General features: G+C 45.6%; 19 protein-coding genes. 15 read left to right on the forward strand and 4 right to left on the reverse strand.

Features of this window, described 5'->3' with window-relative positions:
* The first annotated feature begins 9 nt into the window (after positions 1-9).
* The 13 genes from AWJ19_RS02760 to AWJ19_RS02820 all read left to right on the forward strand — a co-directional run bounded on the left by AWJ19_RS02760 (position 10) and on the right by AWJ19_RS02820 (position 15,371).
* A complete protein-coding gene (locus AWJ19_RS02760) occupies positions 10-1,620 on the forward strand; it encodes a pyocin knob domain-containing protein (RefSeq protein ID WP_068721324.1) in 1,611 nt (536 codons plus the stop codon).
* A gap of 56 nt (positions 1,621-1,676) precedes the next feature.
* A complete protein-coding gene (locus tag AWJ19_RS02765; RefSeq protein WP_068721326.1) occupies positions 1,677-1,958 on the forward strand; it encodes a hypothetical protein in 282 nt (93 codons plus the stop codon).
* 189 nt (positions 1,959-2,147) lie between these two features.
* Positions 2,148-2,534 carry a hypothetical protein gene (locus AWJ19_RS34535; protein ID WP_128083483.1) on the forward strand — a complete coding sequence of 129 codons (387 nt, stop codon included), beginning with the start codon at positions 2,148-2,150 and terminating at the stop codon, positions 2,532-2,534.
* A complete protein-coding gene (locus tag AWJ19_RS02775) occupies positions 2,506-3,198 on the forward strand; it encodes a M15 family metallopeptidase (RefSeq protein WP_068721328.1) in 693 nt (230 codons plus the stop codon). Before AWJ19_RS34535 ends, AWJ19_RS02775 begins: the two co-directional genes overlap by 29 nt.
* Before the next feature lie 70 nt (positions 3,199-3,268).
* Positions 3,269-3,550, forward strand: a complete 282-nt coding sequence (locus AWJ19_RS02780; protein WP_068721330.1) for a holin — start codon at positions 3,269-3,271, stop codon at positions 3,548-3,550.
* Between the two features lie 354 nt (positions 3,551-3,904).
* Positions 3,905-6,697 (forward strand): phosphoenolpyruvate carboxylase, encoded by a 2,793-nt coding sequence (gene ppc, locus AWJ19_RS02785; protein WP_068721333.1) that lies wholly within the window; start codon positions 3,905-3,907, stop codon positions 6,695-6,697.
* Positions 6,698-7,257: 560 nt separating this feature from the next.
* Entirely contained in the window at positions 7,258-7,809 is a 552-nt protein-coding gene (sigW, locus tag AWJ19_RS02790) for an RNA polymerase sigma factor SigW (RefSeq protein WP_068721335.1), read from the forward strand.
* Between the two features lie 134 nt (positions 7,810-7,943).
* The gene (locus tag AWJ19_RS02795) at positions 7,944-8,558 is read left to right on the forward strand and encodes a zf-HC2 domain-containing protein (protein ID WP_068721337.1); all 615 of its coding nucleotides are present in this window, start codon (positions 7,944-7,946) and stop codon (positions 8,556-8,558) included.
* Between the two features lie 205 nt (positions 8,559-8,763).
* On the forward strand, positions 8,764-9,594 hold the full coding sequence (gene cdaA / locus AWJ19_RS02800) for a diadenylate cyclase CdaA (protein WP_068721339.1): 831 nt from the start codon (positions 8,764-8,766) through the stop codon (positions 9,592-9,594).
* Positions 9,587-11,035, forward strand: coding sequence for a CdaR family protein (locus AWJ19_RS02805; RefSeq protein ID WP_068721340.1), 1,449 nt, complete (start codon positions 9,587-9,589; stop codon positions 11,033-11,035). The genes cdaA and AWJ19_RS02805 overlap by 8 nt, the downstream gene beginning before the upstream one ends.
* Before the next feature lie 166 nt (positions 11,036-11,201).
* Positions 11,202-12,542 (forward strand): phosphoglucosamine mutase, encoded by a 1,341-nt coding sequence (gene glmM / locus AWJ19_RS02810; RefSeq protein WP_068721342.1) that lies wholly within the window; start codon positions 11,202-11,204, stop codon positions 12,540-12,542.
* 609 nt (positions 12,543-13,151) lie between these two features.
* On the forward strand, positions 13,152-14,984 hold the full coding sequence (glmS, locus tag AWJ19_RS02815) for a glutamine--fructose-6-phosphate transaminase (isomerizing) (protein ID WP_068721345.1): 1,833 nt from the start codon (positions 13,152-13,154) through the stop codon (positions 14,982-14,984).
* A 189-nt stretch (positions 14,985-15,173) separates the two neighbouring features.
* Entirely contained in the window at positions 15,174-15,371 is a 198-nt protein-coding gene (locus AWJ19_RS02820) for a helix-turn-helix transcriptional regulator (protein WP_068721347.1), read from the forward strand.
* A gap of 358 nt (positions 15,372-15,729) precedes the next feature.
* Here AWJ19_RS02820 and AWJ19_RS02825 read toward each other — a convergent pair whose 3' ends face one another.
* The 4 genes from AWJ19_RS02825 to AWJ19_RS02850 all read right to left on the reverse strand — a co-directional run bounded on the left by AWJ19_RS02825 (position 15,730) and on the right by AWJ19_RS02850 (position 19,572).
* Positions 15,730-16,368: an NAD(P)H-binding protein gene (locus tag AWJ19_RS02825; RefSeq protein ID WP_068721349.1), complete on the reverse strand. Its 639-nt coding sequence runs from the start codon at positions 16,366-16,368 to the stop codon at positions 15,730-15,732.
* A complete protein-coding gene (locus AWJ19_RS02830) occupies positions 16,365-17,312 on the reverse strand; it encodes an alpha/beta hydrolase (RefSeq protein WP_068721351.1) in 948 nt (315 codons plus the stop codon). Before AWJ19_RS02830 ends, AWJ19_RS02825 begins: the two co-directional genes overlap by 4 nt.
* A gap of 23 nt (positions 17,313-17,335) precedes the next feature.
* Positions 17,336-17,707, reverse strand: coding sequence for a MerR family transcriptional regulator (locus AWJ19_RS02835; RefSeq protein WP_068721353.1), 372 nt, complete (start codon positions 17,705-17,707; stop codon positions 17,336-17,338).
* Positions 17,708-18,714: 1,007 nt separating this feature from the next.
* On the reverse strand, positions 18,715-19,572 hold the full coding sequence (locus AWJ19_RS02850) for a MurR/RpiR family transcriptional regulator (RefSeq protein WP_068721357.1): 858 nt from the start codon (positions 19,570-19,572) through the stop codon (positions 18,715-18,717).
* A gap of 473 nt (positions 19,573-20,045) precedes the next feature.
* On the opposite strand from AWJ19_RS02850, the gene AWJ19_RS02855 reads away from it, so the two are divergent.
* Both AWJ19_RS02855 and AWJ19_RS02860 read left to right on the forward strand, forming a co-directional pair.
* On the forward strand, positions 20,046-20,354 hold the full coding sequence (locus AWJ19_RS02855; RefSeq protein WP_068721358.1) for a PTS sugar transporter subunit IIB: 309 nt from the start codon (positions 20,046-20,048) through the stop codon (positions 20,352-20,354).
* 14 nt (positions 20,355-20,368) lie between these two features.
* Entirely contained in the window at positions 20,369-21,640 is a 1,272-nt protein-coding gene (locus tag AWJ19_RS02860; RefSeq protein WP_068721360.1) for a PTS transporter subunit EIIC, read from the forward strand.
* The last annotated feature ends 1 nt before the right edge of the window (position 21,641 follow it).

Raw genomic sequence — 21,641 nt, forward strand, 5'->3', positions numbered from 1 at the left:
GCGTGAATCATGAAAACTACAGGCAATCTGGGGCTGAAAAAGCCGGATGGTACAGACATTGTTGATATTGCGGATATCAACGGCAATATGGATATTTTGGATACTGCGGTGAAGGGGGCACAGGATCATGCAGCTGATACAGTAAAGCATATTACTGCTGCTGAACGCACCGCCTGGAATGCTAAAGCATCTACAGTGGCGGCAACCGCCAGTGCAGCGGGGCTCATGGCAGCAGCTGACAAAGCGAAGCTGGACGGTGTGGCTGCAGGAGCCAATAATTACACCCACCCGAATCATACCGGGGATGTTACGAGCACTAGTGACGGGGTAACGGCTATTGCGGCTGGGGTTATTGTAGACGCTGACGTAAACAGTGCTGCTGCTATCGGCTGGGGGAAGATCAGTAAGACCGGCTCATCCCTCGCTGATCTGGCAACAAGATCTGCTGGAGATCTAAGCAGCGGAACGCTCGCTGCGGCAAGGCTTCCGGCAATTTCCGGAGACATTACCATGGCAGCCGGGGCAGGTACAGCTGTGATTACCGCTGGCGCTATCGTCAACGCAGACGTTAATGCATCAGCAGCAATTGATGCTTCAAAGATTGGGACAGGAGTTGTTTCCAACGCGGAGTTTGCGTATTTGGACGGTGTAACCAGCGCCATTCAGACTCAGCTTAATGCAAAAGAAACGCCGGCAGGTGCCCAGACAAAAGCGAATACGGCTGAGAGTAATGCCAAGGTATATACGGATGCTAAAGCGTGGCAAAAGTATAGACTTACAGGAGATGACGGTAAGTCCCTTGTTATTAGCGGCACAGATCTCAATAATATAACAGCCAACGGTTTTTACAACGGGGATACTTTATCAAATTCTCCAGATGGTACTGCAAGCTGGTTTTACATTGAGGTTCAATGCCACTCAAACGGAAGTGGTTACGTACTTCAAAAAGCACACCGTCTTAACGGAGGAGTTAATTCGTTCTTCATGCGAACCAAAGAGAATAACGTTTGGGGAGCTTGGAGCGCAGACCTTTTTCAATCTGTCGCTAATGGGAAAAGCAGTATCGCCTCCGCCATTAGCGGCAAGGGAGTTGCAGCATCAGGAAGCGATGATTTTGGGACGTTAGCGGCAAAGATCTCAAGGATTGTTGTCAGTACAGGAGGGGAATATGTATTTAATATGTCCCAGTCAGTTACAACTAGAACAAAGAAGGACATTTTTACTACTCCGAATGGAACCAAAACATTCAAATCTGTAGTAAATCAACCTAATCATAATAATTATAATTCTATTAGCCTGTTTAATATAACTTTATTCAGCTGGGGATTACATTCTCTCTATATAAGAGATTCTAACGGTAGCACGGTCTATTGTTTTCAGAAAAATGATACTCAGGTTTTAACTAGTATTACCGGGATATGGTTTGATAAAGCTAACAGAAGACTCTGGTATTATGCACAAAGCACAAATTCGTCGGGAGGGAATTCGGAGAACTGGTACCTTATATCAGACGGTTATACTATTCCTGCCAATATCAATTTAGAAGCGCCCTGGACACTGGGAGTTGATGTGGATGCTGGTATAAGAATAGACGTAAGTGGCGGTATATTTTGTTACTAACATTAGTCCTCCGTGGTTTGTTAACGGGGCATACTCATACAGAAGGGGGCAAGAGGATGGATCAAGGTAATATCGCACAGCTTGAAAAGCTGCTTCCACTGGCAGATAAGTATGGACTTGCGTATATAACGGCGTTTCTATTAATGCTTATAATCGTAGTGCTGCTGCGTTCCATTGTGAAGGGTAAGCTAGTACCACGTGAACTGCTTGATCGTTCAGAGGAGGACCGTGACCGGTTGCAGGCCATTTTAGACAAGGAACGTTCAGAATTTATGCAGCCCACTCTGGATGTTTTAAAAAAACTGAAGATTGATCATACGGAAGACAGGGGGAGTTAATGTTGCTACTACAGTGGATATGGCGTCTATTTCTCCCCCGCCAAGCAGCGAAAGCGAGAGAACTGCGCAGAGCCTCAACCAGCGTAACAATAACAATTAATCATTATAAGAACGTTTCGAAAGAAATCCAAGGAGAGATAGAACGTAATAGATTTGCAAAATATTTAGTTTATGATCGAGGGGATCATCATGAGCCTGACTGATATTATTTTATTAGTATTATATTGTATCGAGGCAGCATGTGCGGTAATAATCGTATATTTCCATTTGAATTATTATTATGAACGTTTTCAAAAAGGCGTGGTCAGTGTTTTTATGCTGGCCATGCTTTTATTTATTATCGCCTATACTTTTGAAATGGTGTTTTTATTAGCAACTTCTATAGATTTGTATCCATCAATTCGGCCAAACTGGCTTAAATTATGCTGGTTAATTGCGCATTGTGGAACTACCATCAGTCTTATTGTTCTTACTAAACTTACCTACTCAGAAGAATACGGACTATTTTTGTGTATAAGAAGAATTTCTAAGAATGGAGGTTCTAATCATGCTGACGCTGGCTCAGATCAAAGCTAAATCAGCTGCCCGTCTAAAAGGTCTTCACCCTGTTGTATCCGCCGCTGCGGATAAGCTGATTGAGCGCTGTTACACATGCGGTATTCCGATTCTGATTACCCAGGGACTTCGCACCTTCGCTGAACAGGACAGGCTGTTCGCTCAAGGACGTACTGCAGCTGGGGGCATTGTTACCAATGCAAAGGGCGGATACAGCTATCATAACTACGGGCTGGCAGTTGATTTTGCACTGCTTCTGCCGGATGGATCCGGTGTATCCTGGGATATGAAGAGCGATGGCGACCGTGACGGGACGTCAGATTGGCACGAGGTTGTACAGCAGGCTAAAGCTCTCGGCTTCGAATGGGGAGGAGACTGGACCAGCTTCAAGGATTATCCTCATTTTCAGCTGAGCTTTGACCTGACGATTGCGAACCTGCTGGCAGGGACCAGGCCCGCTCCGTCTGCTGTTGAAGCAGCCTACATGCTAATCAATAGAGAGGAGAGTCAAACGATGACAAATACTGTATCAGCTGTTGTAAACCTCAACGGGTGCAAAATTGCCGAGGGATATATAAAAGAAGGGTTAACCTATGTGCCGGTACGTGCTGTAGCGGAGGCGTTAGGGGCCAGTGTAGGTTTTAATGCTGCAACCCGGACGGTTGAAATTACAAGCAGCCGGTAGGCGAGCGGCTAGAGGACAAAAAGCGAATTGCTGAATTAGTGGAAACATTTTATATGGAAGGAATGAAATTATGGTGCACAGTGATATTTTAGATCATGTAATGGCCTTTGCCTCTGTACTCGCCGTCTTTGTACTTGCGCTGGTACAGCTGATTAAAAATAATGTGAATCTACCGCGTAAGACCATCCCCATAGTGGGCCTTGCCATTGGCTTGCTGACAGGGGCTGCCGCTTATCCATTTACTGATCTAGACACCATCCTCAGACTCTGGGCAGGCGGACTGGCCGGCTTATCTGCAACTGGGTTGTTTGAACTGGCTTTTAACAACAGGCCGGGCGGTACTAAAGCATAGGTTGGATTTCCCAGAAGGGCCTGCTCGTTTGAGCGGGCCTTTGTTTACATAACGGATATATTTTCGATAACCCCAATTTCCATTCTTCCGCAATCCGTGTATAATGCAATCAATACCTACATGCCGTGTAAACCTTGCACATAAATACTCCAAAGGGCAGCCATTATAATGAAATAAAATACATAAATATTTTATGACTGTATAATGAATGAATTTGGTGTATAATCGTAATTACTGCATCGCTTTACAGCGTAATAAGTTGGAGATTTCCGATAGGTGTTAATGTATGATATGAGGAAAGCTTCAAATAGACAATGTTAGGACATTGATCCGGAAGAGGATGGGGGGAGCAGCATGACCGAACTTACGACAGCTGTCAGCAAAAGCAATTCCAACAATCTGCTGCGGCGTGACGTACGGTTCCTGGGGAACATTTTGGGCGAAGTCTTGGTTCACCAAGGCGGTAACGAACTGCTGGAGGTCGTGGAGAAAATCCGTGAGACCAGTAAATCGCTTCGCTCATTATTTTTGCCTGAACTGCACAATGAATTTAAAGAGCTGATTGGCTCACTGGATCCTGAGAATCGACACCAGGTAATACGGGCATTTGCCATTTACTTTCAATTGGTAAACATCGCTGAGCAGAATCACCGGATCCGCCGTAAGCGGGACTATGAGCGTTCTGCAGGGGACACGGTACAGCCGGGATCTATCGAAAGTGCGATTCAGGAACTCCGTGAACGTGATTTCTCCCAAGAGGATGTTCATGACATTATGAACAACCTGTCATTGGAGCTGGTCATGACCGCTCACCCTACGGAAGCAATGCGGCGGGCCATTCTCGATATTCACAAGCGGATATCAGATGATGTAATGGGGCTCGACAATCCGACACTGACATTCCGTGAACGCGAACAGCTCCGCGAGAAGCTGCTGAATGAAGTTATTACTCTGTGGCAGACAGATGAATTGCGTGACCGCAAACCGACAGTACTGGATGAAGTGCGGAACGGGATGTATTACTTCCACGAGACGATTTTCCAGGTGCTGCCGGATGTATACCAGGAACTTGAACGATGTTTGAGCAAATACTATCCTGGACAGAACTGGCATGTGCCGACGTACCTGCGTTTTGGATCATGGATCGGCGGAGACCGTGACGGCAATCCGTCCGTAACGGCGGCGGTGACATTACAGACTCTTCGTCTGCAGCGCAAGCTGGCCATCCGGGAATATCAGCGCATTATGCGTGAACTCATGCAGTATCTGAGCTTTAGTACAAGCATCGTCAGCGTTACTGAAGAACTGCTGGATTCGATAGAAGAAGACCGCAAGATCATTAAACTGAACCGGGTTGATGCCTGGCGCAATGACAATGAGCCTTACCGGATTAAGCTCAGCTATATGATCTCGAAGACACAGAACGTGCTGGACGATGAGAAAAAAGGAACGCCGGAGCGCTACGCGACCCCGCAGCAGTTCATAGATGACCTGAATGTGATTGACCGCAGTCTGCGGCATCACTATGCCGACTATGTAGCGGATACTTACATTAAGAAACTCATCCGCCAGGTGGAGCTGTTCGGCTTCCACACTGCGGCACTGGATGTCCGCCAGCATAGCCAGGAGCACGAAAATGCAATGGCCGAAATCCTGGCCAAGATGAACATTACCCAGGATTACGCCAATATGCCGGAAGACGAGAAGGTAAAGCTGCTTGAGTCTTTGCTCAACGATCCGCGGCCGCTAACCTCCCCGTACCAGTCGTACAGTGAAAGTACAGAGGAATGTCTTGCGGTATACCGCACGATTTATCTGGCCCAGGAGGAATACGGCAAGCAGTGTATCACCAGTTATCTGATCAGTATGGCAGAAGCGGCAAGCGACATTCTGGAAGTTATGGTATTCTCCAAAGAAGTGGGCTTGTTCCGCAAGGATAACGATGGTACTGTAGTCTGCACGCTGCAGGCTGTGCCGCTCTTTGAGACCATTGATGACCTTCACAACGCACCGCAGATTATGAAGCGGCTGCTCAGCATGCCGATCTATCGTGAAGCGGTGCGGGCCATGAACGACCTGCAGGAGATTATGCTCGGCTATTCCGACAGCAATAAGGACGGCGGTGTGGTTACTGCGAACTGGGAGCTGCGTGTTGCGCTGAAGCAGATTACGGCTACAGCGGATGAATTCGGCATCAAGCTGAAGTTCTTCCACGGGCGCGGAGGGGCGCTTGGACGCGGAGGCATGCCGCTGAACCGCAGTATTCTTGCCCAGCCGGCCTCCACAATCGGCGGCGGAATCAAGATTACGGAGCAGGGTGAAGTAATCTCTTCCCGTTATTCAATGCAGGGCATTGCTTACCGGAGTCTGGAGCAGGCTACATCAGCACTGGTGACGGCAGCCATTCACGCCAGAACGCCGCAGGCAGATCTGTACGAAGCCAAGTGGGATGAAATTGTAGCCCGTATCTCGGAAGTTTCCCTGACCAAATATCAGGACCTGATTTTCCGTGATCCGGACTTCCTGACCTTCTTCAAAGAGTCGACACCTCTGCCTGAGGTGGGCGAGCTAAACATCGGTTCACGTCCATCCAAACGCAAGAACAGCGACCGCTTTGAGGATCTGCGTGCGATCCCGTGGGTATTTGCCTGGACGCAGAGCCGTTACCTGCTGCCGGCCTGGTATGCTGCCGGAACAGGGCTGCAGAGCTTCTATGAAGGCAAAGAAGAGAACCTGAAGATTATGCAGACTATGTATGCTAACTTCTCCTTCTTTACCACGCTGATTGATACGCTGCAGATGGCAATCGCCAAGGCAGACCTTGTTATTGCCAAGGAGTACGCCTCCATGGGCAAAAATGATGAAGCCCGCCAGCGGATCTTCGGCCTGATTGAATCGGAATTCAAGCTGACCTCGGAGCTGATCCTCAAGATCACCGGCCAGCATGACATTCTGGACAATGTTCCGGTTATTCAGGAATCGATCCGTCTGCGCAATCCTTATGTTGATCCGCTCAGCTACCTTCAGGTACAGCTTCTGTCCGAGCTAAGAGCGCTGCGGGATGCCGAGGGCGACGACGCCGAGCTGCTGCGTGAAGTATTGCTTACTATTAACGGTATTGCTGCTGGACTGCGGAATACGGGCTGATGCCTGGGGTTCTGTCATTGAAGTACCGGGAATATCATAAAGGAGATTTGCTGCACTTAGTGCGGCAGATCTCCTTTTTTTTTGTTTGTATTTGGGTTCTATTGAATTCTGGAGTGTAAGAAGGAAGCAGCCCTACAGCTTCCCGTCATTCATTTACACCTCAGTAAATGAGCTGTAAGGAAAGCTGCTGCTTGCCCTGCCCATTGTTACTGAGGGGATTTGGGCGGGCAGAAGCGAGCTTTGCTCACAGCTGATAAAGCGGCGGAGAGAGAGTTTGGAACTGTAAGAGCGTTAGCGTCCGCCTTTATGGTCGGATTCCTAATTCGGACAGCGGTATAATTGAAGGAATCTGAGCATAACAGCGGCTGGAAGTCCAAAGCTTTCTCGGAGCCACTGTTAAGCAGCAGGCTTTTAGCAGTGATTCGAACGTTTGCATCCCACGAAGGTAACAATACAATCCTTGATTTTTGACCAAACTTGATTTACGATTTATATGCTTGTACCGTGGACATTCAGTTGAGATGAAAGACCAGGGGCGGCAAGTCTGGGGGAGTTAACAGGTGGAGAATTTGGAAGGCAGATTGACAAAGCTCGCCTTGAAGGGCGACCAAAGAGCATTTGCCGAGCTTGTGGAACTATATAAAGACAAAATATATCATCTGGCTTACCGCATGCTGAACAACCGTCATGAGGCGGAGGATATTGTTCAGGAGACTTTTTTGCGTGTATACCGGAATTTGGACCGTTATGATGACAAACAGAAGTTCTCAACCTGGATTTACAGGATTGGTACGAACCTCTGTATCGACAGGCTGCGCAAGCGCAAGCCTACTTATTCGCTGGATGCGGAGATGAACGATCAGGAAGGCATTGACGGCTATTCAATGATTCCGAGTGACAATGTCACCCCGGAGACGGAACTGCTGCTCTCAGAGACGCAGAGGGTGATCTACGAGGCCATTGACAGTCTGCCCGTGAAATACCGGTCCGTAATGATACTGCGGTATCTGCAGGATCTGTCGCTTCAGGAGATCAGCGATGTGCTGGATATGCCGGTAACGACAATCAAAACCCGGGTACACCGCGGACGTGAGTTTTACGTAAAAAATTAGGCCCGAAAATGTAAAAATAGATGTTTTTTTATGAAACGTCTGACTGGCAGTGCCGTATGTAAGTTAAGCAAGTCTTATGCACTGTCCCTTTGCCTTGAAATAATTAAATAGCACTCATGAAAGGATTGGCTCCTATGGAATGCAAACTGGCCGTCTCTTTGATGCATGATTACCTGGATGACGACTTGCCCGAGCTGCAGCAGAGGGAATTGAAGGAGCATCTTCTATCCTGTCCGGATTGCCGTGCAAAGTTCAAAGAATTGGAACAAACTGATATGCTGATGTTCTCCCTGATGCACCAGAATGCGGTGGCCTCAGACGATCTGGTAAGCCGGATAATGGATTCGCTACCGAAGCCGAAGAAGGAAAGAGCTTTTATTACCTGGATCAAAAGACATCCGGCCCTTACGGCGGCATCCGTATTTCTTCTGGTGATGCTGATGAGCTCGGTGACTTTCTGGAATCAGGATCAGCAGCTTGTCGTCAGAGGCAGTGACCTCGACCAGGTTGTGATTCAGGGCGATACTGTCATTGTACCGTCCGGCAAGACAATATCCGGCAACCTCACGGTGGAGAACGGCAAAACTCAGGTGTACGGGGAAGTCAACGGCAACTTGACGGTGATCGACGGTACTCTGTACAAAGCATCTACAGCCCACATCTCCGGGCAAGTCAAAAGCATAGACCAAGCGGTAAGCTGGCTCTGGTATAAAGTGACGAACATGTTCTCTGAAGTTGCCTACCGTTAACCCGCATGGCCTTTATGCAGAAATAGTATTGCGCCTCTTTTTCCGGAAAGATGGCGCTTTTTTGTTGCCCGGAAAGACATTCTCAGCATTCCCCGGCATGTGAAACTTGCAACCTGGGCGTGAACGTTATAACCTAGATATGAAACAGATCTTACAGACAATTTACATAAACCCAGCTAATATGAAATGACGGGGGTTTTGGGCAATGAGCTATTTTACCGACTTAACATGGAAAGAATCCATTAAAGATATAATCGATGTTCTGATCGTCAGCTACATTATCTACAAGGTTCTCAATATGGTGCGCGGCACACGGGCAGTCCAGCTGCTTAAGGGGATTCTTGTGCTGGTTATTATCTGGGCGCTAAGTACGGTTCTGGATCTCTACACGCTGAAATGGCTGATGAACCAGATCTATACGTTCGGGATATTTGCGATCTTTATTATTTTTCAGCCTGAGCTGCGCAGGGGGCTGGAGCAGCTTGGCCGGGGCAAGTTTTTTGGCCGGGCTTCGGAGAATGATGAAGAGATCAGCCGGCTGGTCGGTGAAGTGATTAAAGCCGTGAATTACCTGTCCAAGCGAAAGATCGGGGCACTTATCGTATTTGAGCGGGCGACTGGTCTGAATGAATACACGGAATCGGGGATTCCAATGCGTTCTGTGGTAAGCTCGGAGCTGCTGATTAATATTTTTATTCCCAATACTCCGCTGCATGACGGTGCACTGATTATGCAGGACGGACAGATTGCCGCGGCCGCCTGTTATCTTCCTCTCTCAGAGAATCCGTTCATCAGCAAAGAGCTGGGGACACGCCACCGTGCGGCGATCGGGATCAGTGAGGTTGCGGACTCGGTATCTGTTGTAGTCTCTGAGGAGACAGGTCAAATATCGCTGGCCATTAACGGGCAGATTGTGCGCGATATTAAGGAAGAATCGCTGATCTCGAAGCTTCATCAGGAGCTGAGCGCATCTTCAACGCTGAAGGAGAAGAGCTCTGCTTTCTGGAAACGGAGAGGGGGCAAAAATAATGGATAAGTGGATGAAGAATAACAACTTCAACAAGATTCTTGCACTTGTCTTCGGTATTATCCTATGGACGATTGTACATGTGGATACCGAGCCTACGAACCAGACTACAGTTAACACACAGACGAAGATTATTGAAAATGTTAAAATAGAGCAGACCGGCCTTGATGAGGAAAAGTATGTATACAGCTTCGATGCCGAGAGTGTGAGGCTTGAAGTATCGGGTAAAAATTCCGATCTCAATTTCAAGTTTTCCGACGATTATAAGGTAACCCTCGATTTAAGCGATGTAGAACCGGGGGATACAACGCTTCCGCTGAATTATACCCTGCCTAAGGGCGTGAAGTTTGAATCGATGGACCCGTCAGAAGTGAATGTGCATGTCGAACTGCGCAACACGAGGACGTTCCCTGTTACCCTGATTACAAGCGGTGCTCCGGCAGAAGGGTATAAGCTCGGCACGGCCGTTATTAACCCTGCTGATGTTGAAGTTACCCTGCCAGCCAGTGAACTGAGTAAAGTAACCACTGTTCAGGGGACGATTGAGCTGGATGGGGAGAATGAGACCTTTACGGAAAAAAGAATGCGGCTGGCTGCCTACGACAGCAGCGGAAATGAGATTAGCGGTGCTGTTATTGAGCCCGCTACAGTTGCTGTTGAGCTGCCGATTACGCTACCGTACAAAACGCTACCGCTGGATGTGAGCTTCACAGGGCAGCTTCCAGGCTCACTGGTACTGTCCAGAGTCACTCCGGAGATGGATACAGTTACGGTATACGGCAGCGAGGAAGCGCTGGCCGGGTTATCCTCCTATGATGCAGTTCTTGATCTGAGCACGGTTCAGTCTGCAGGAACACAGCAGGTGAAGCTGGAGCTTGCTCCGCCTGAAGGAATAGCAAAGATTGAGCCTACCGCAATGAATGTTTCCGTTTCTGCAGCTGAAATTGCTGAACGGACGATGGATAATATCCCGATCAAGCTTGAAGGTGTGGCCAGCGGGCTTACAGCCGTGGTTACGGATCCGGCTGCCAAAGCGATTTCTCTGACTCTGGCGGGCGCTCCTACACTGCTGGATCAGCTAGATCAGGATAATATCAGTGTTGTTGCCGATGTCGGCGGACTGTCAGCAGGGGTTCATCAGGTCTCACTGCAGATCTCAATGCCGAGGTTCATTTCAATGGTCAATTCCTCACAGCCGAAGATAGTTACCATTGATCTGCAGGCGCCTGCAACACCTGCGGCAACAGTAAGTCCGGACACCGGTATTGCGCCGACCCCTGAGCCGAGCTCGGAAGCTGTTTCCGGCGGGGAAACCAGTGTGGAGCCGACCCATAGCCCAGAGCCATCAGGCACCGCCACACCGGAGCCGGCGGAGGATGTGCCGGAGAGCAGCAGTACTCCCGCAGGAAGCGGGAATACGACGAATACCGGGGGCAATGGCGGTACGTAACTTTTTGTGCAGGAAAGCGTCTATGTGTAGAGCCCTTTAGTTACAAGAATCAGAATTCATTCATACAATAATTCATTAAGCTATGTAAGATGGACTTACGAATGGGCTTTATACCTCACTTCTAAAGTTTACATTGTACATGTAGCGTATTAAAAGGAGAAAAGAGATGGGTAAGTATTTTGGTACAGACGGTGTGCGCGGAGTCGCTAACCAGGAGTTAACAGCAGAAATGGCCTATAGCATTGGCCGCTGCGGCGGATATGTACTGGCTGGAAACGTAGAAAAGCCAAAAGTGGTTATCGGCATGGATACACGGATCTCTGGACCGCTGCTGGAATCAGCACTTGTAGCCGGACTGTTGTCCATCGGGGCTGAAGTAATCCGTATTGGAGTTGTCAGCACTCCAGCCGTAGCATATATAACCAGATTGCTCAAAGCGGATGCCGGTGTAATGATCTCCGCATCCCACAATCCGGTTGAAGACAACGGAATTAAGTTTTTCGGCGGAGACGGCTTTAAGCTTACCGACGAGACTGAGCTGCGCATTGAAGAGCTGATGGATGCTGAGAAGGATGAGCTTCCGCGTCCGGTTGGCGCAGGTCTTGGCAAGCTAACCGTAGACAACGATGCCAAATATCTATATCTGGAATACCTGAAGACAACGATTTCCAACCGTTTTGACGGGATTAAGGTTGTACTGGACTGCGCGCATGGTGCGGCTTATGAGCTGGCTCCGCGTTTGTTCAGAGAGCTGGGTGCCGAAGTAATCGCTATTGGAGCCGAGCCTGACGGCCTTAACATCAACGACGGATATGGCTCGACACATCCGGAGAAGCTGCGGGAAGAGGTGCTTCGTCACGGTGCTGATCTGGGACTGGCTTTTGACGGCGATGCAGACCGCCTGATTGCCATTGATGAGACAGGTGAAGAGGTGGACGGCGATTTCATTCTCTGCATTTGCGGAGATGCAATGAACCGCTCCGGCAAGCTTAAGGATGCAACCATTGTTTCGACTGTCATGAGTAACATCGGCTTCTACAAGGCAACTGAAAAATTGGCGCTGAATACAGCCAAAACGGCTGTAGGCGACCGTTATGTGATGGAAGAAATGCGCCGCGGCGGCTATAATCTGGGCGGGGAACAGTCCGGTCATGTTATTTTTCTGGATTACAACACAACGGGCGACGGCATCCTTACTGCAATCCAGCTCGTTGATACCATGAAGGCTGATGGTAAGAAACTGAGTGTACTGAAGTCGATGATGACCAAATATCCTCAGGTGCTTGTTAATGTGCGGGTGCAGGATAAGACGAATTATCCGAACAATCCGTCGATTGAGGCAGCGATTAAAGAGGTAGAAGGCAAGCTTGGGGATAACGGCCGTGTGCTTGTACGTCCTTCCGGGACTGAGCCGCTGATCCGTGTAATGGCCGAAGGCCCGGATAAAGCAGAACTCGATCTGTTTGTTGGACAGATTGTTGAAGTTGTAGAACGCGAATTGGTTTAATATACGTGTAATACCACTGGCAGGCAGAGCCGGCGGATGAAGATTTTTTGTGCTTCAACTGCCGGCACTGCGGCTGTTTTGAAAGTTTTTTCAACAAATTCCAGTCGTTTCAACCATTATTTCATTGCCAAAAGTGATGTAAGGTGCATATAATGATGAAGTGTCATTCAAGAAGGAAAGCGGGGATAGTGAGGTATCAGCAATAACAAGCGCCAGAGCTTGATCTTGCGCGGGGGAGAAGGGACAGCTTAAGTTTAGGCTGGAACGGATCACGGCAGATGTAAGCTGACGAGGTGGAGGTGTTCGAAATGTTCGGCGGGGACCTCCCGGTGATGCACCAGAGCCGTAAATGGAAGCGGAAAATGTCAGGGCGACCTTTCACACAACGCTTTTATGGGTGTACGAGGAATTAAACCATTCATGGGTATGCGCTTAAGCAAGATACGCAAGTCCTGCTGCGGCAGAGAAGAAGACTGTGCATGTCATGAATAACCTGTTTACAGGTGACAGACCATACAACAGAATAAGGCTTTTTCTCTACACATGCCGCACGGCACGTTTCTTTCCTTATGCCGCCCACATTACAATCATTGGACGGAGGAATTTATAATGTGTGGTATTGTAGGATATATTGGTAATCAGAATTCGCAGGGGATCCTGGTAGAGGGCTTGAAGAAGCTGGAGTATCGCGGTTATGATTCAGCAGGGATTGCTGTTTTCACGAAGGAAGGTCTGCAGGTTGTTAAGGCACAGGGCCGTATGGCTAACCTGGAGTCCAGACTTGAAGCTACTCCGCTGACCGGAAGTGCCGGAATCGGGCATACCCGTTGGGCAACCCACGGTAAACCATCCGACGAGAACTCTCACCCGCATACAGATGACAGCCAGAAATTCTCGGTTGTACACAACGGGATCGTCGAAAACTACCTGGAACTCAAAGAAGAACTGATCGCCGGCGGATGCCACTTTACTTCCGAGACGGATACAGAGGTTATTTCCCACCTGATCGCCCGTGAATATGAAGGAGATATCGTTAAGGCTGTTCAAAAGGCAATCACCCATATGCGCGGTGCGTTTGCCCTGGGCGTTCTGACTGAACACGAACCGGATAAACTGGTTGCTGTGCGTCAGGCGAGCCCGCTGATTATCGGTCTTGGCGAAGGCGAAAACTTTATCGGGTCAGACATTCCTGCACTGCTGGAATACACCCGCAACGTATATATTTTGAACGACGGCGAAATGGCTGTACTGACAAGAGATGCTGTCGAACTGATGACGATTGAAGGCAATTTTATTTCTCGGGAAATGATTACTGTCGATTGGGATGCTGTTACCGCAGAAAAAGGCGGATACGAGCACTTCATGCTGAAAGAAATCCACGAACAGCCTAAGGCTTACCGTGACACTATGCGCGGACGCATTAATGCTGAAGGCACTAAAGTAATTCTGCCAGAGCTCAACCTGACTCCTGAGCAGATCAAGAACATCCGCAACATCCAGATCGTTGCCTGCGGTACTGCATACAATGCCGGTCTGGTTGGACGTAACCTGATCGAATCCCTGGTTCGTATTCCGGTTGAGAACGATATTGCTTCCGAATACCGTTACCGTGCGCCAATCGTAACCCCGGAAACACTGGTCATTGTAGTCAGCCAATCCGGTGAAACGGCTGATACCCTGGCTGCCCTGCGTGAAGGTCAGGCTAACGGTGCACACGTTCTGGCAATCACTAACGTTGTAGGCAGCTCCATTGCCCGTGAAGCTAACGATGTACTGGTTACTCTGGCTGGACCGGAAATCGCGGTAGCATCGACTAAAGCTTACACTTCGCAGATCATTGCGTTCACATTGCTCGGCCTGTACATGGCTGAAGTACGCGGAACTCAAACGGATGCACAGGTTGCTGAAATTCTGGCAGCTATGAACACCCTGCCTGAGCAGGTAGAAGAAATCCTGGCTCAGAAGGATGCCATCAAGACCTATGCAGAGCAAATCTCCAGCCACAAGCACCTGTTCTTCATCGGCCGCGGCGTAGACTACGCTGTAGCTCAAGAAGGCTCGCTGAAGCTGAAAGAAATCTCCTACATTCACTCTGAAGCATATGCTGCAGGTGAGCTGAAGCACGGTACACTGGCTCTGATCGAGGAAGGCGTTCCGGTAATTGCCCTGGCAACCCAGGAATCCGTACTCGAAAAGACCGTCAGCAACATCAAAGAAGTGAAAGCCCGCGGCGCAGACGTACTGGCCATCACTCACCAGGAGCATGTAACAGACCTGCTGAAATCCGTTGACCAGGCGTTCGTTATTCCTAAGACCCTGCCGCTGCTGACTTCCGCACTGTCTGTAGTTGTAACTCAACTGCTGGCATACTATGCTTCGCTGGCCCTGGGTCATGATGTTGATAAGCCACGGAATCTGGCGAAGAGTGTAACGGTAGAGTAGAAATGATTCGGTTAATATAATACTGATTAATTACATTAGTGTATTGTTCTAACCATTAAAGTGTTGTTCTGTAAGAATTATTTGCATTAGTGTGTTGTTCTGAAAAAGAATTCTAAAATCTTTATAAATCAACATGAGCCGTCCTAAGAATTTAGGGCGGCTTTATTATTTTTTGTTGGGGAGATGAAAATGAATAAACTAGGAGATAAAGTAAAGGCTATTCGCTTACAAAATGAATTTAATCAGGTTACTTTTGCTGAGAAATTAGGAATATCTCAGGGGAGATTAAGTGAGATTGAGCAAGGAAAGACGAAGCCTTCAGCTGAGACCTTAAGAGGATTGAGAAAAGAATTCAATGTCGATTTGAATTGGTTATTCGACGAATAAGAAGAATAATGAATACTAATATTTAATAATAAAAATATCAGACTGATGGACACTTCATTAAGCTAATGGGCAGGATAGTTGAAAAGCTAAGTAGGGAGTTTTTCAGCGAATTCTTTAAAGAATGCCCTGCTTTGTTCAACTAACCGGATGTAAGAAAAAAAAGACCGGCTGCTGTTAAGCCGGTTTTGCTCAACAATATTATAAATTTCCCACTAAAAAATCGCTTAATTTAGAAAACGGTATTTTCTCCATTTGATCATACAGAGTACAATGTCCTGCTTCTTCGCTTGGCGTAGGTGTTCTGAGTTTTCTTTAATCACTTACTCATTTCATTATATATTGAGGATTGTGATCATTCCTAATAAAAAGAAGGTTTTGCCCAGTCAGTCCCAGGTTCACTGACTCCAAGGCTTGAGCGGATAAAACGGCTGTTGTCTTGGATAATGTCAACAACCAGTTGAGCTACTGCTTGCCGAGTTACCTGCGCACCTATAAAGGGTTCGCCTTTGTTAGTGAGCATGTAGTTCGTGTTGCCATCCTCGTTATACATCCAAGTGATCCGTAGCAAAGTGTAATCAAGAGTAGACTGTTCAAGCACAGCGGCCGACGCAGCGAATTTAGGAAGTGCACCCTGAGACATAGGAATGAGCCACTTCCCAAACTCGCCACCAACCTCATCGTAGATGCCCAGAGACGAAGCGGCGATAATGCGTTTCACTCCAGCACGTTCCATAGCCTCCACAATAGAGTTCGTTGCTGTTTCTTCATACATGTCGTTCACGTAGACGATATCGATCCCCTTCATGGCCTGTACAAGGCGATCCGTATCTTGAAAATCACCGTCGACCAGAATCACCCGGTTAGATTCTTTGCCTCGCAAGCGCTGGGTAGCTTGACGAGCGTACAGGGTTAGGTGAGCGCTTGTCTGTTTGAGTAGCATGTCAGTGAGATATTGGGATATTTCGCCGGCCGCTCCTAATATCAATACATTCGTCATAGTGATGATATCCCTTTAAAGTTCTCCACAAAAAAGTCCTTTAATTTAGAAAACGGTATTTTCTCCATTTGGTCATACAGAGTACAGTGTCCTGCTTCTTTAACGATATATAATTCTTTAGGCTCTTTAGCTTGTTCATATGCCCAATCGCTATGTGGTTTTGTGAGTGCCTTGTCTCCTGCAATTATTAATATTGGTCTAGGTGAAATTTCGTCAATATATTGCATGATTTTTGTTGTCATAAAAGATAAGGGCATTGTAGCATTCCATGCTCCATTTGATAAAATGGAATTCTCGTGGAATCCTCGTTCTGTGCGATAGTAATCATACACGTCTTTACCTTCATCTGGTTCATTTTCTGGGTATCCATTAGGGAATCTATCGGGACCTAAGGTACTGGTTTGGTTTTCTGCGTCGATCCAACGTTGGTTTGCTAGTTGAGTTAAGGTAGTCGTTCTATCCTCCGTTGGTATGTCGCCCATCGCTGAAATGTTATACATTGAAACAGTGGCTACAGCTTTAACTCGTTTATCAATTGAGGCCGCATTTAATGCAAATCCGCCCCAGCCACAAATCCCAATCATTCCAATACGTTCACGATCAATAATGGATTGAAGGCCTATTCCGTCAACAGCTGCCATGAAATCTTCTGTGTTGATATCAGGTGCTGCAACATTACGGGGTGTTCCACCACTTTCACCAGTGTATGATCCGTCAAAAGCTAGTGCAGCGAATCCAAGGGAAGCCATTTCATTAGCATACCGGCCAGATGCTTGTTCCTTGACAGCTCCGAACGGTCCACCGATTACAAGTGCAGGAAGTTTTTTGTCATCTAAATCTTTCGGTAAATATAAGTCACCGGCTAATTCTATGCCAAAACGGTTCATAAAACGGATTTCTGTTCTTGTAACTTTTTCATGAAGTTCGAAAGTGAACTTTCTCATCATTTTTCCTCCTACATATTTCTCTAAATTTTATTTTTGTATGGTGATAGTAAGGCATCATAGTTTTCAATTTTATGATTGGCAAGTTCCAAGGCTTGATTGAGTTCTTTTGCTTTTTCAATCAATTGCGCTCTTTGTTCCTCCAGAATCTTTTTTCTCTTTTCCAACGTATGGTCGCCTTCTGCAGAGAGTGACGTATATTCTTGGATACGTTCGATAGGCACTCCCATTTCTCGCATACATTTTACATAACGAATCCAATCAATATCTTGTTGAGTATATTCGCGATATCCGGAATCATTTCGCTGTATAGACGATAAGATTTTCATACTTTCCCAGTAACGAATGGTTTCTGGCGGTAACTTGAAGTATTCGGCAACTTCTTTAATCTTAATGTCTAGTCCTCCTTATCTTTGTTGAATAATATAATGGTACAACATTGAAGTAACTTTAAGGCAATACCTTTTTTATTAAATATCTGTACCGTTGCGGGTCGTCCTTTCGTTGTTACCGTAGGTGGTCACATTCTAATGTTCCCTTAGGGCGCTATCTATATGTAAAAACATGCCATTTCTCGCACTGATGATGGAATTTGTATTCAACTCACGGGAAACGTTAGTTGAACGACAACAGCGGCAGTCTAAGACTTTAATTAACAAGTCTTGGTCTGCCACTGCTTCTTTTAATTGATCAGTTTAAAAATTATTATTCAAAAGCTGTCGATTCCCTATTTCGAAAATCGCGTTAAATCAAAGACTCCAGTCTAAAACTTTATTTTCAACAAACACTTTCTTATAAATCTGAATTCCGACCTTCAGAAGAAGGAAGCGAGTTGCGGTTAAGTAACCCCAATTTCCTTCGTTTTCAATCAAATCGTCATCCTCCACTTTATTTTCAATCTTCCTCAGACTACTTATGCTTTTTTGGCCCAGTTTTAGTTTGCAATCCATATGAACGACAGATTTGCAGTATTGCTACATCTTATCGGGCCAGGGTTCACTCATCGTGAATCGAATGGATTGTTGCGTCACTGCAGACTAAGACAATAACAGGAAGGTTTGGTTTGTGATTGGTCCTAGAAGAACTGTTAATTCTGTTAGTATCCGCTATATGGAAATTATAGACGACGTTCATGAAGAGAAAATGTCCTTTATAATCCTTGATGACATCCGAGTATTGTTCAGTGAAAAATTCGATTTTAGGATAAGCTCTTATGTGGTTCCAAAACGATTCCTCCAAAATAGGTCTTACCTTTTATTATCCGATTTCATAGTAGTTTGACAAATAATTAAGAGTAGAAAAAAAGCGAATGTGGACGGCTGAAAATGCCCACATTCACTCCTGTTTGCCTGAATGATTAAAATAAATATTGCTTTTTAGCTTATACATAAAAATATATACATTAATGGAGCAATTTACTGTTTTTTCGAGCCATTTCCTCAACTATATCTTTACGTTCTTTGTTTTTAGTGAAATCAAAAGAATAAATTATGCTGTACAGGCAATTCAAAATATATCGAATAGACGACTGCGAATAATATCCAGCAGCTTTACCCATTTCGTGTTCTTTTTGTGGGAATTTAATGAGTAAATCAACTTGGTTAGTTTCTTGCAATGAAGTAATTAAAATAGTGCGGCAGGAATTCTTTTTTAATACTTTTAATTCTTTTTTATAAGAGTCCAACACACAGCCGCTATAGGATACAAGTAATGCAACATCGTTTTGAGTAGCATTAAAGGAAAGAGTCATACTTTCGTGATATTGATCGACTAGTATAGGGTGAAAGCCAAGCTTAACCAACATATTGGAAAAAGCAATGGCATTGATGTACGTATCACCCAGTGCAAAGATATAAATATGAGAAGCGCCACAGAGCCATCGGGCAGCTTGCCCCATAGCTTGCATAGAAAGTGATGCATAACAAGTATCAATGCTTTCTTTGGTAATTGTAGCAACACTCTTCATAATGGAAGACGTACTTTCACGAGCAGCAAATGGATAGTTGAAATCTATAGTGCTCTTATCATAACGTTGTTTCTCTAATTCAGCAGAAAATTCAATACGAAATTCCCGATAGCCTGCAATTCCAACTTTTCGACATAAGCGAATGATAGTTGGATTTGAAGTATAAGTTCGTTTTGCCAGTTCCGTAATACTCAGATGTGAAATTTCCTCAGCATGTTCTAGAATATAATCTGCCAAACGGGTCTCCACTTCAGTAAAATCTCGTTTGTTTTCAAGAGAGTTTATTAGGCCCATTTTTCACCTGCCATTAGTTTTAGATTACTGGACAGCGAGAAGTTATCACAAAACTGTAAATACAATCAATAATCCACACTCATAGATAACTCCATTTCAAAGATAACTCGAATATACGAAATCTTGAAACCCCTTACTGTCCTTTTTAAGTATACTACTCATTAATAAAATGGAGCAACGAATGGATCAATGAACATATAGTTTCTGTACATAAAGTACATGGGTTCGGGTAATCGTTATTTTATTTCTGTACTTTGTTTTCCATTACTTCCGAACTCGTTGTTTTAGCATTATGTGCTTTAGTAATATGAAATAAACATTGTGGGGGGTGGGCACTGAAAATTTAAAAGTCAAAATAATGAAAGCGATTCAAGTTGCAGTGTAGGGGGACTGAGGGCTTCCAGAAAGTTTGAAAAATAAGAACCAGGCAAGAAATGCTGGAGTCATCAACACATAATTATGGAGGGGTTTGAATGAAAAAGTTGAAAATTACATTGGCTTGTAATGGAGGAGTATCCACAAAAATCCTCACCGGTAAAATCATTGAGGCTGCGAAAAAACGTGAATACGATATAGAGTGTGATGCGTATTCTGCTGCAGCAATTGATGATTTTATTGAAGGCACTGATGTACTCCTGCTAGGTCCGCAAGTTAAATATATGGCTGAGAGTATGCGAAAAAAATTCCCAGGTATACCGGTGGATGTTATTGATATGAGGGATTATGGAAGCATGAATGGTGAGAAAATCCTTTCGAATGTAATTGAAAAATATAATCTGTAGAGGGAAGTGTCACTATGGGGGAACAAGTAAGCTTCTTAGATCGTGTGCAAGAAAATTTAATGAAGGTAACAGGGAAAATACAGTCCAATAACTATGTGACTGCAGTTACACATGGTATGGTAGGTTCATTATCTATACTCATTGGAGGTAGCGTATTAAATTTATTGGTTAATTTACCGATTCCAGGGTGGTCGGACCTTCTTACGTCAATCGGAATATATGAGGTATTGACCGCTGTGGTAAAAATATTTCAGCTTACCGCAGTGATTATGTGTTTTAACGTTGCATACGCCCTTGCAAAATTCAAAGGAGTTGACCGGCTTCAATCTGGAATAATTAGTATAATGTGCTTATTAATAACGATTCCGATTTCTACAACCGGGAGCGGAGCAGAAGCATTTGAACTAACGTTCCTAAATGCACAGGGTGTATTTACAGCCATGATTACAGGGCTACTTGCAACAACGATTTTCGCATTCATCATTCACAAAAAAATTGTATTTCGTATGCCTGAAAGTGTACCGGAATATGTGCGTAATACCTTTAATATTGTTCCACCGGCATTTTTAACAGTAATTCCTTTTATCATCTTGAGAGGGATCCTTGAACATACTAGTTTTGGAACGTTCCCAGGACTAGTAAACTCAATAATTACCTTGCCATTACAAGCGCTTGGTAACAATCTGATTGGCCACATGGTATTTCTTGCGGCATCCAGTATCTTATGGTGGTTTGGAGTACACAATATGCCGATTATGGTATCTGCATATATTCTAACGTTACCAGCGATGACAGAGAATATTAATGCAGCTATGAGTGGTCAGGCACCCATTCATATGCTTAGTTGGGAAACATTCAAAATAACTGGTCAATATCTAGGAGGGCCAGGATGTTTGATCGGCCTATTTATCTGTATGCTTCTTTTCACAAAAAGTGAGCGATATAAAGTGCAGTCCAAATTGCAATTCATTCCCGGACTATTTAATATCACAGAACCGGCAAATTTCGGTATACCAATTGTCTTAAATCCTACTTTGTTAATTCCTTTTGTTCTTGTTCCGCAAATTATTGAGGTCGCACTTTACTTTTGTCTGAAGGCGGGATTGTTTACTACGCCAGTCGTAATGTTAACAGATTACATCCCTGGACCTATAGGAGGATTCTTATTTGGTAGTGGATTAGGCGCTGGATTCTTTATGATTGCAGCGAGCATATTTAGTATCATTTGTTATTATCCGTTTGTGAAAATGATGGATAAAGTGGCTTTGAAAGAAGAAACAGCTTAAA

The organism is Paenibacillus sp. DMB5 (genome assembly GCF_001517085.1).
Classification (GTDB): Bacteria; Bacillota; Bacilli; order Paenibacillales; family Paenibacillaceae; genus Paenibacillus_AQ.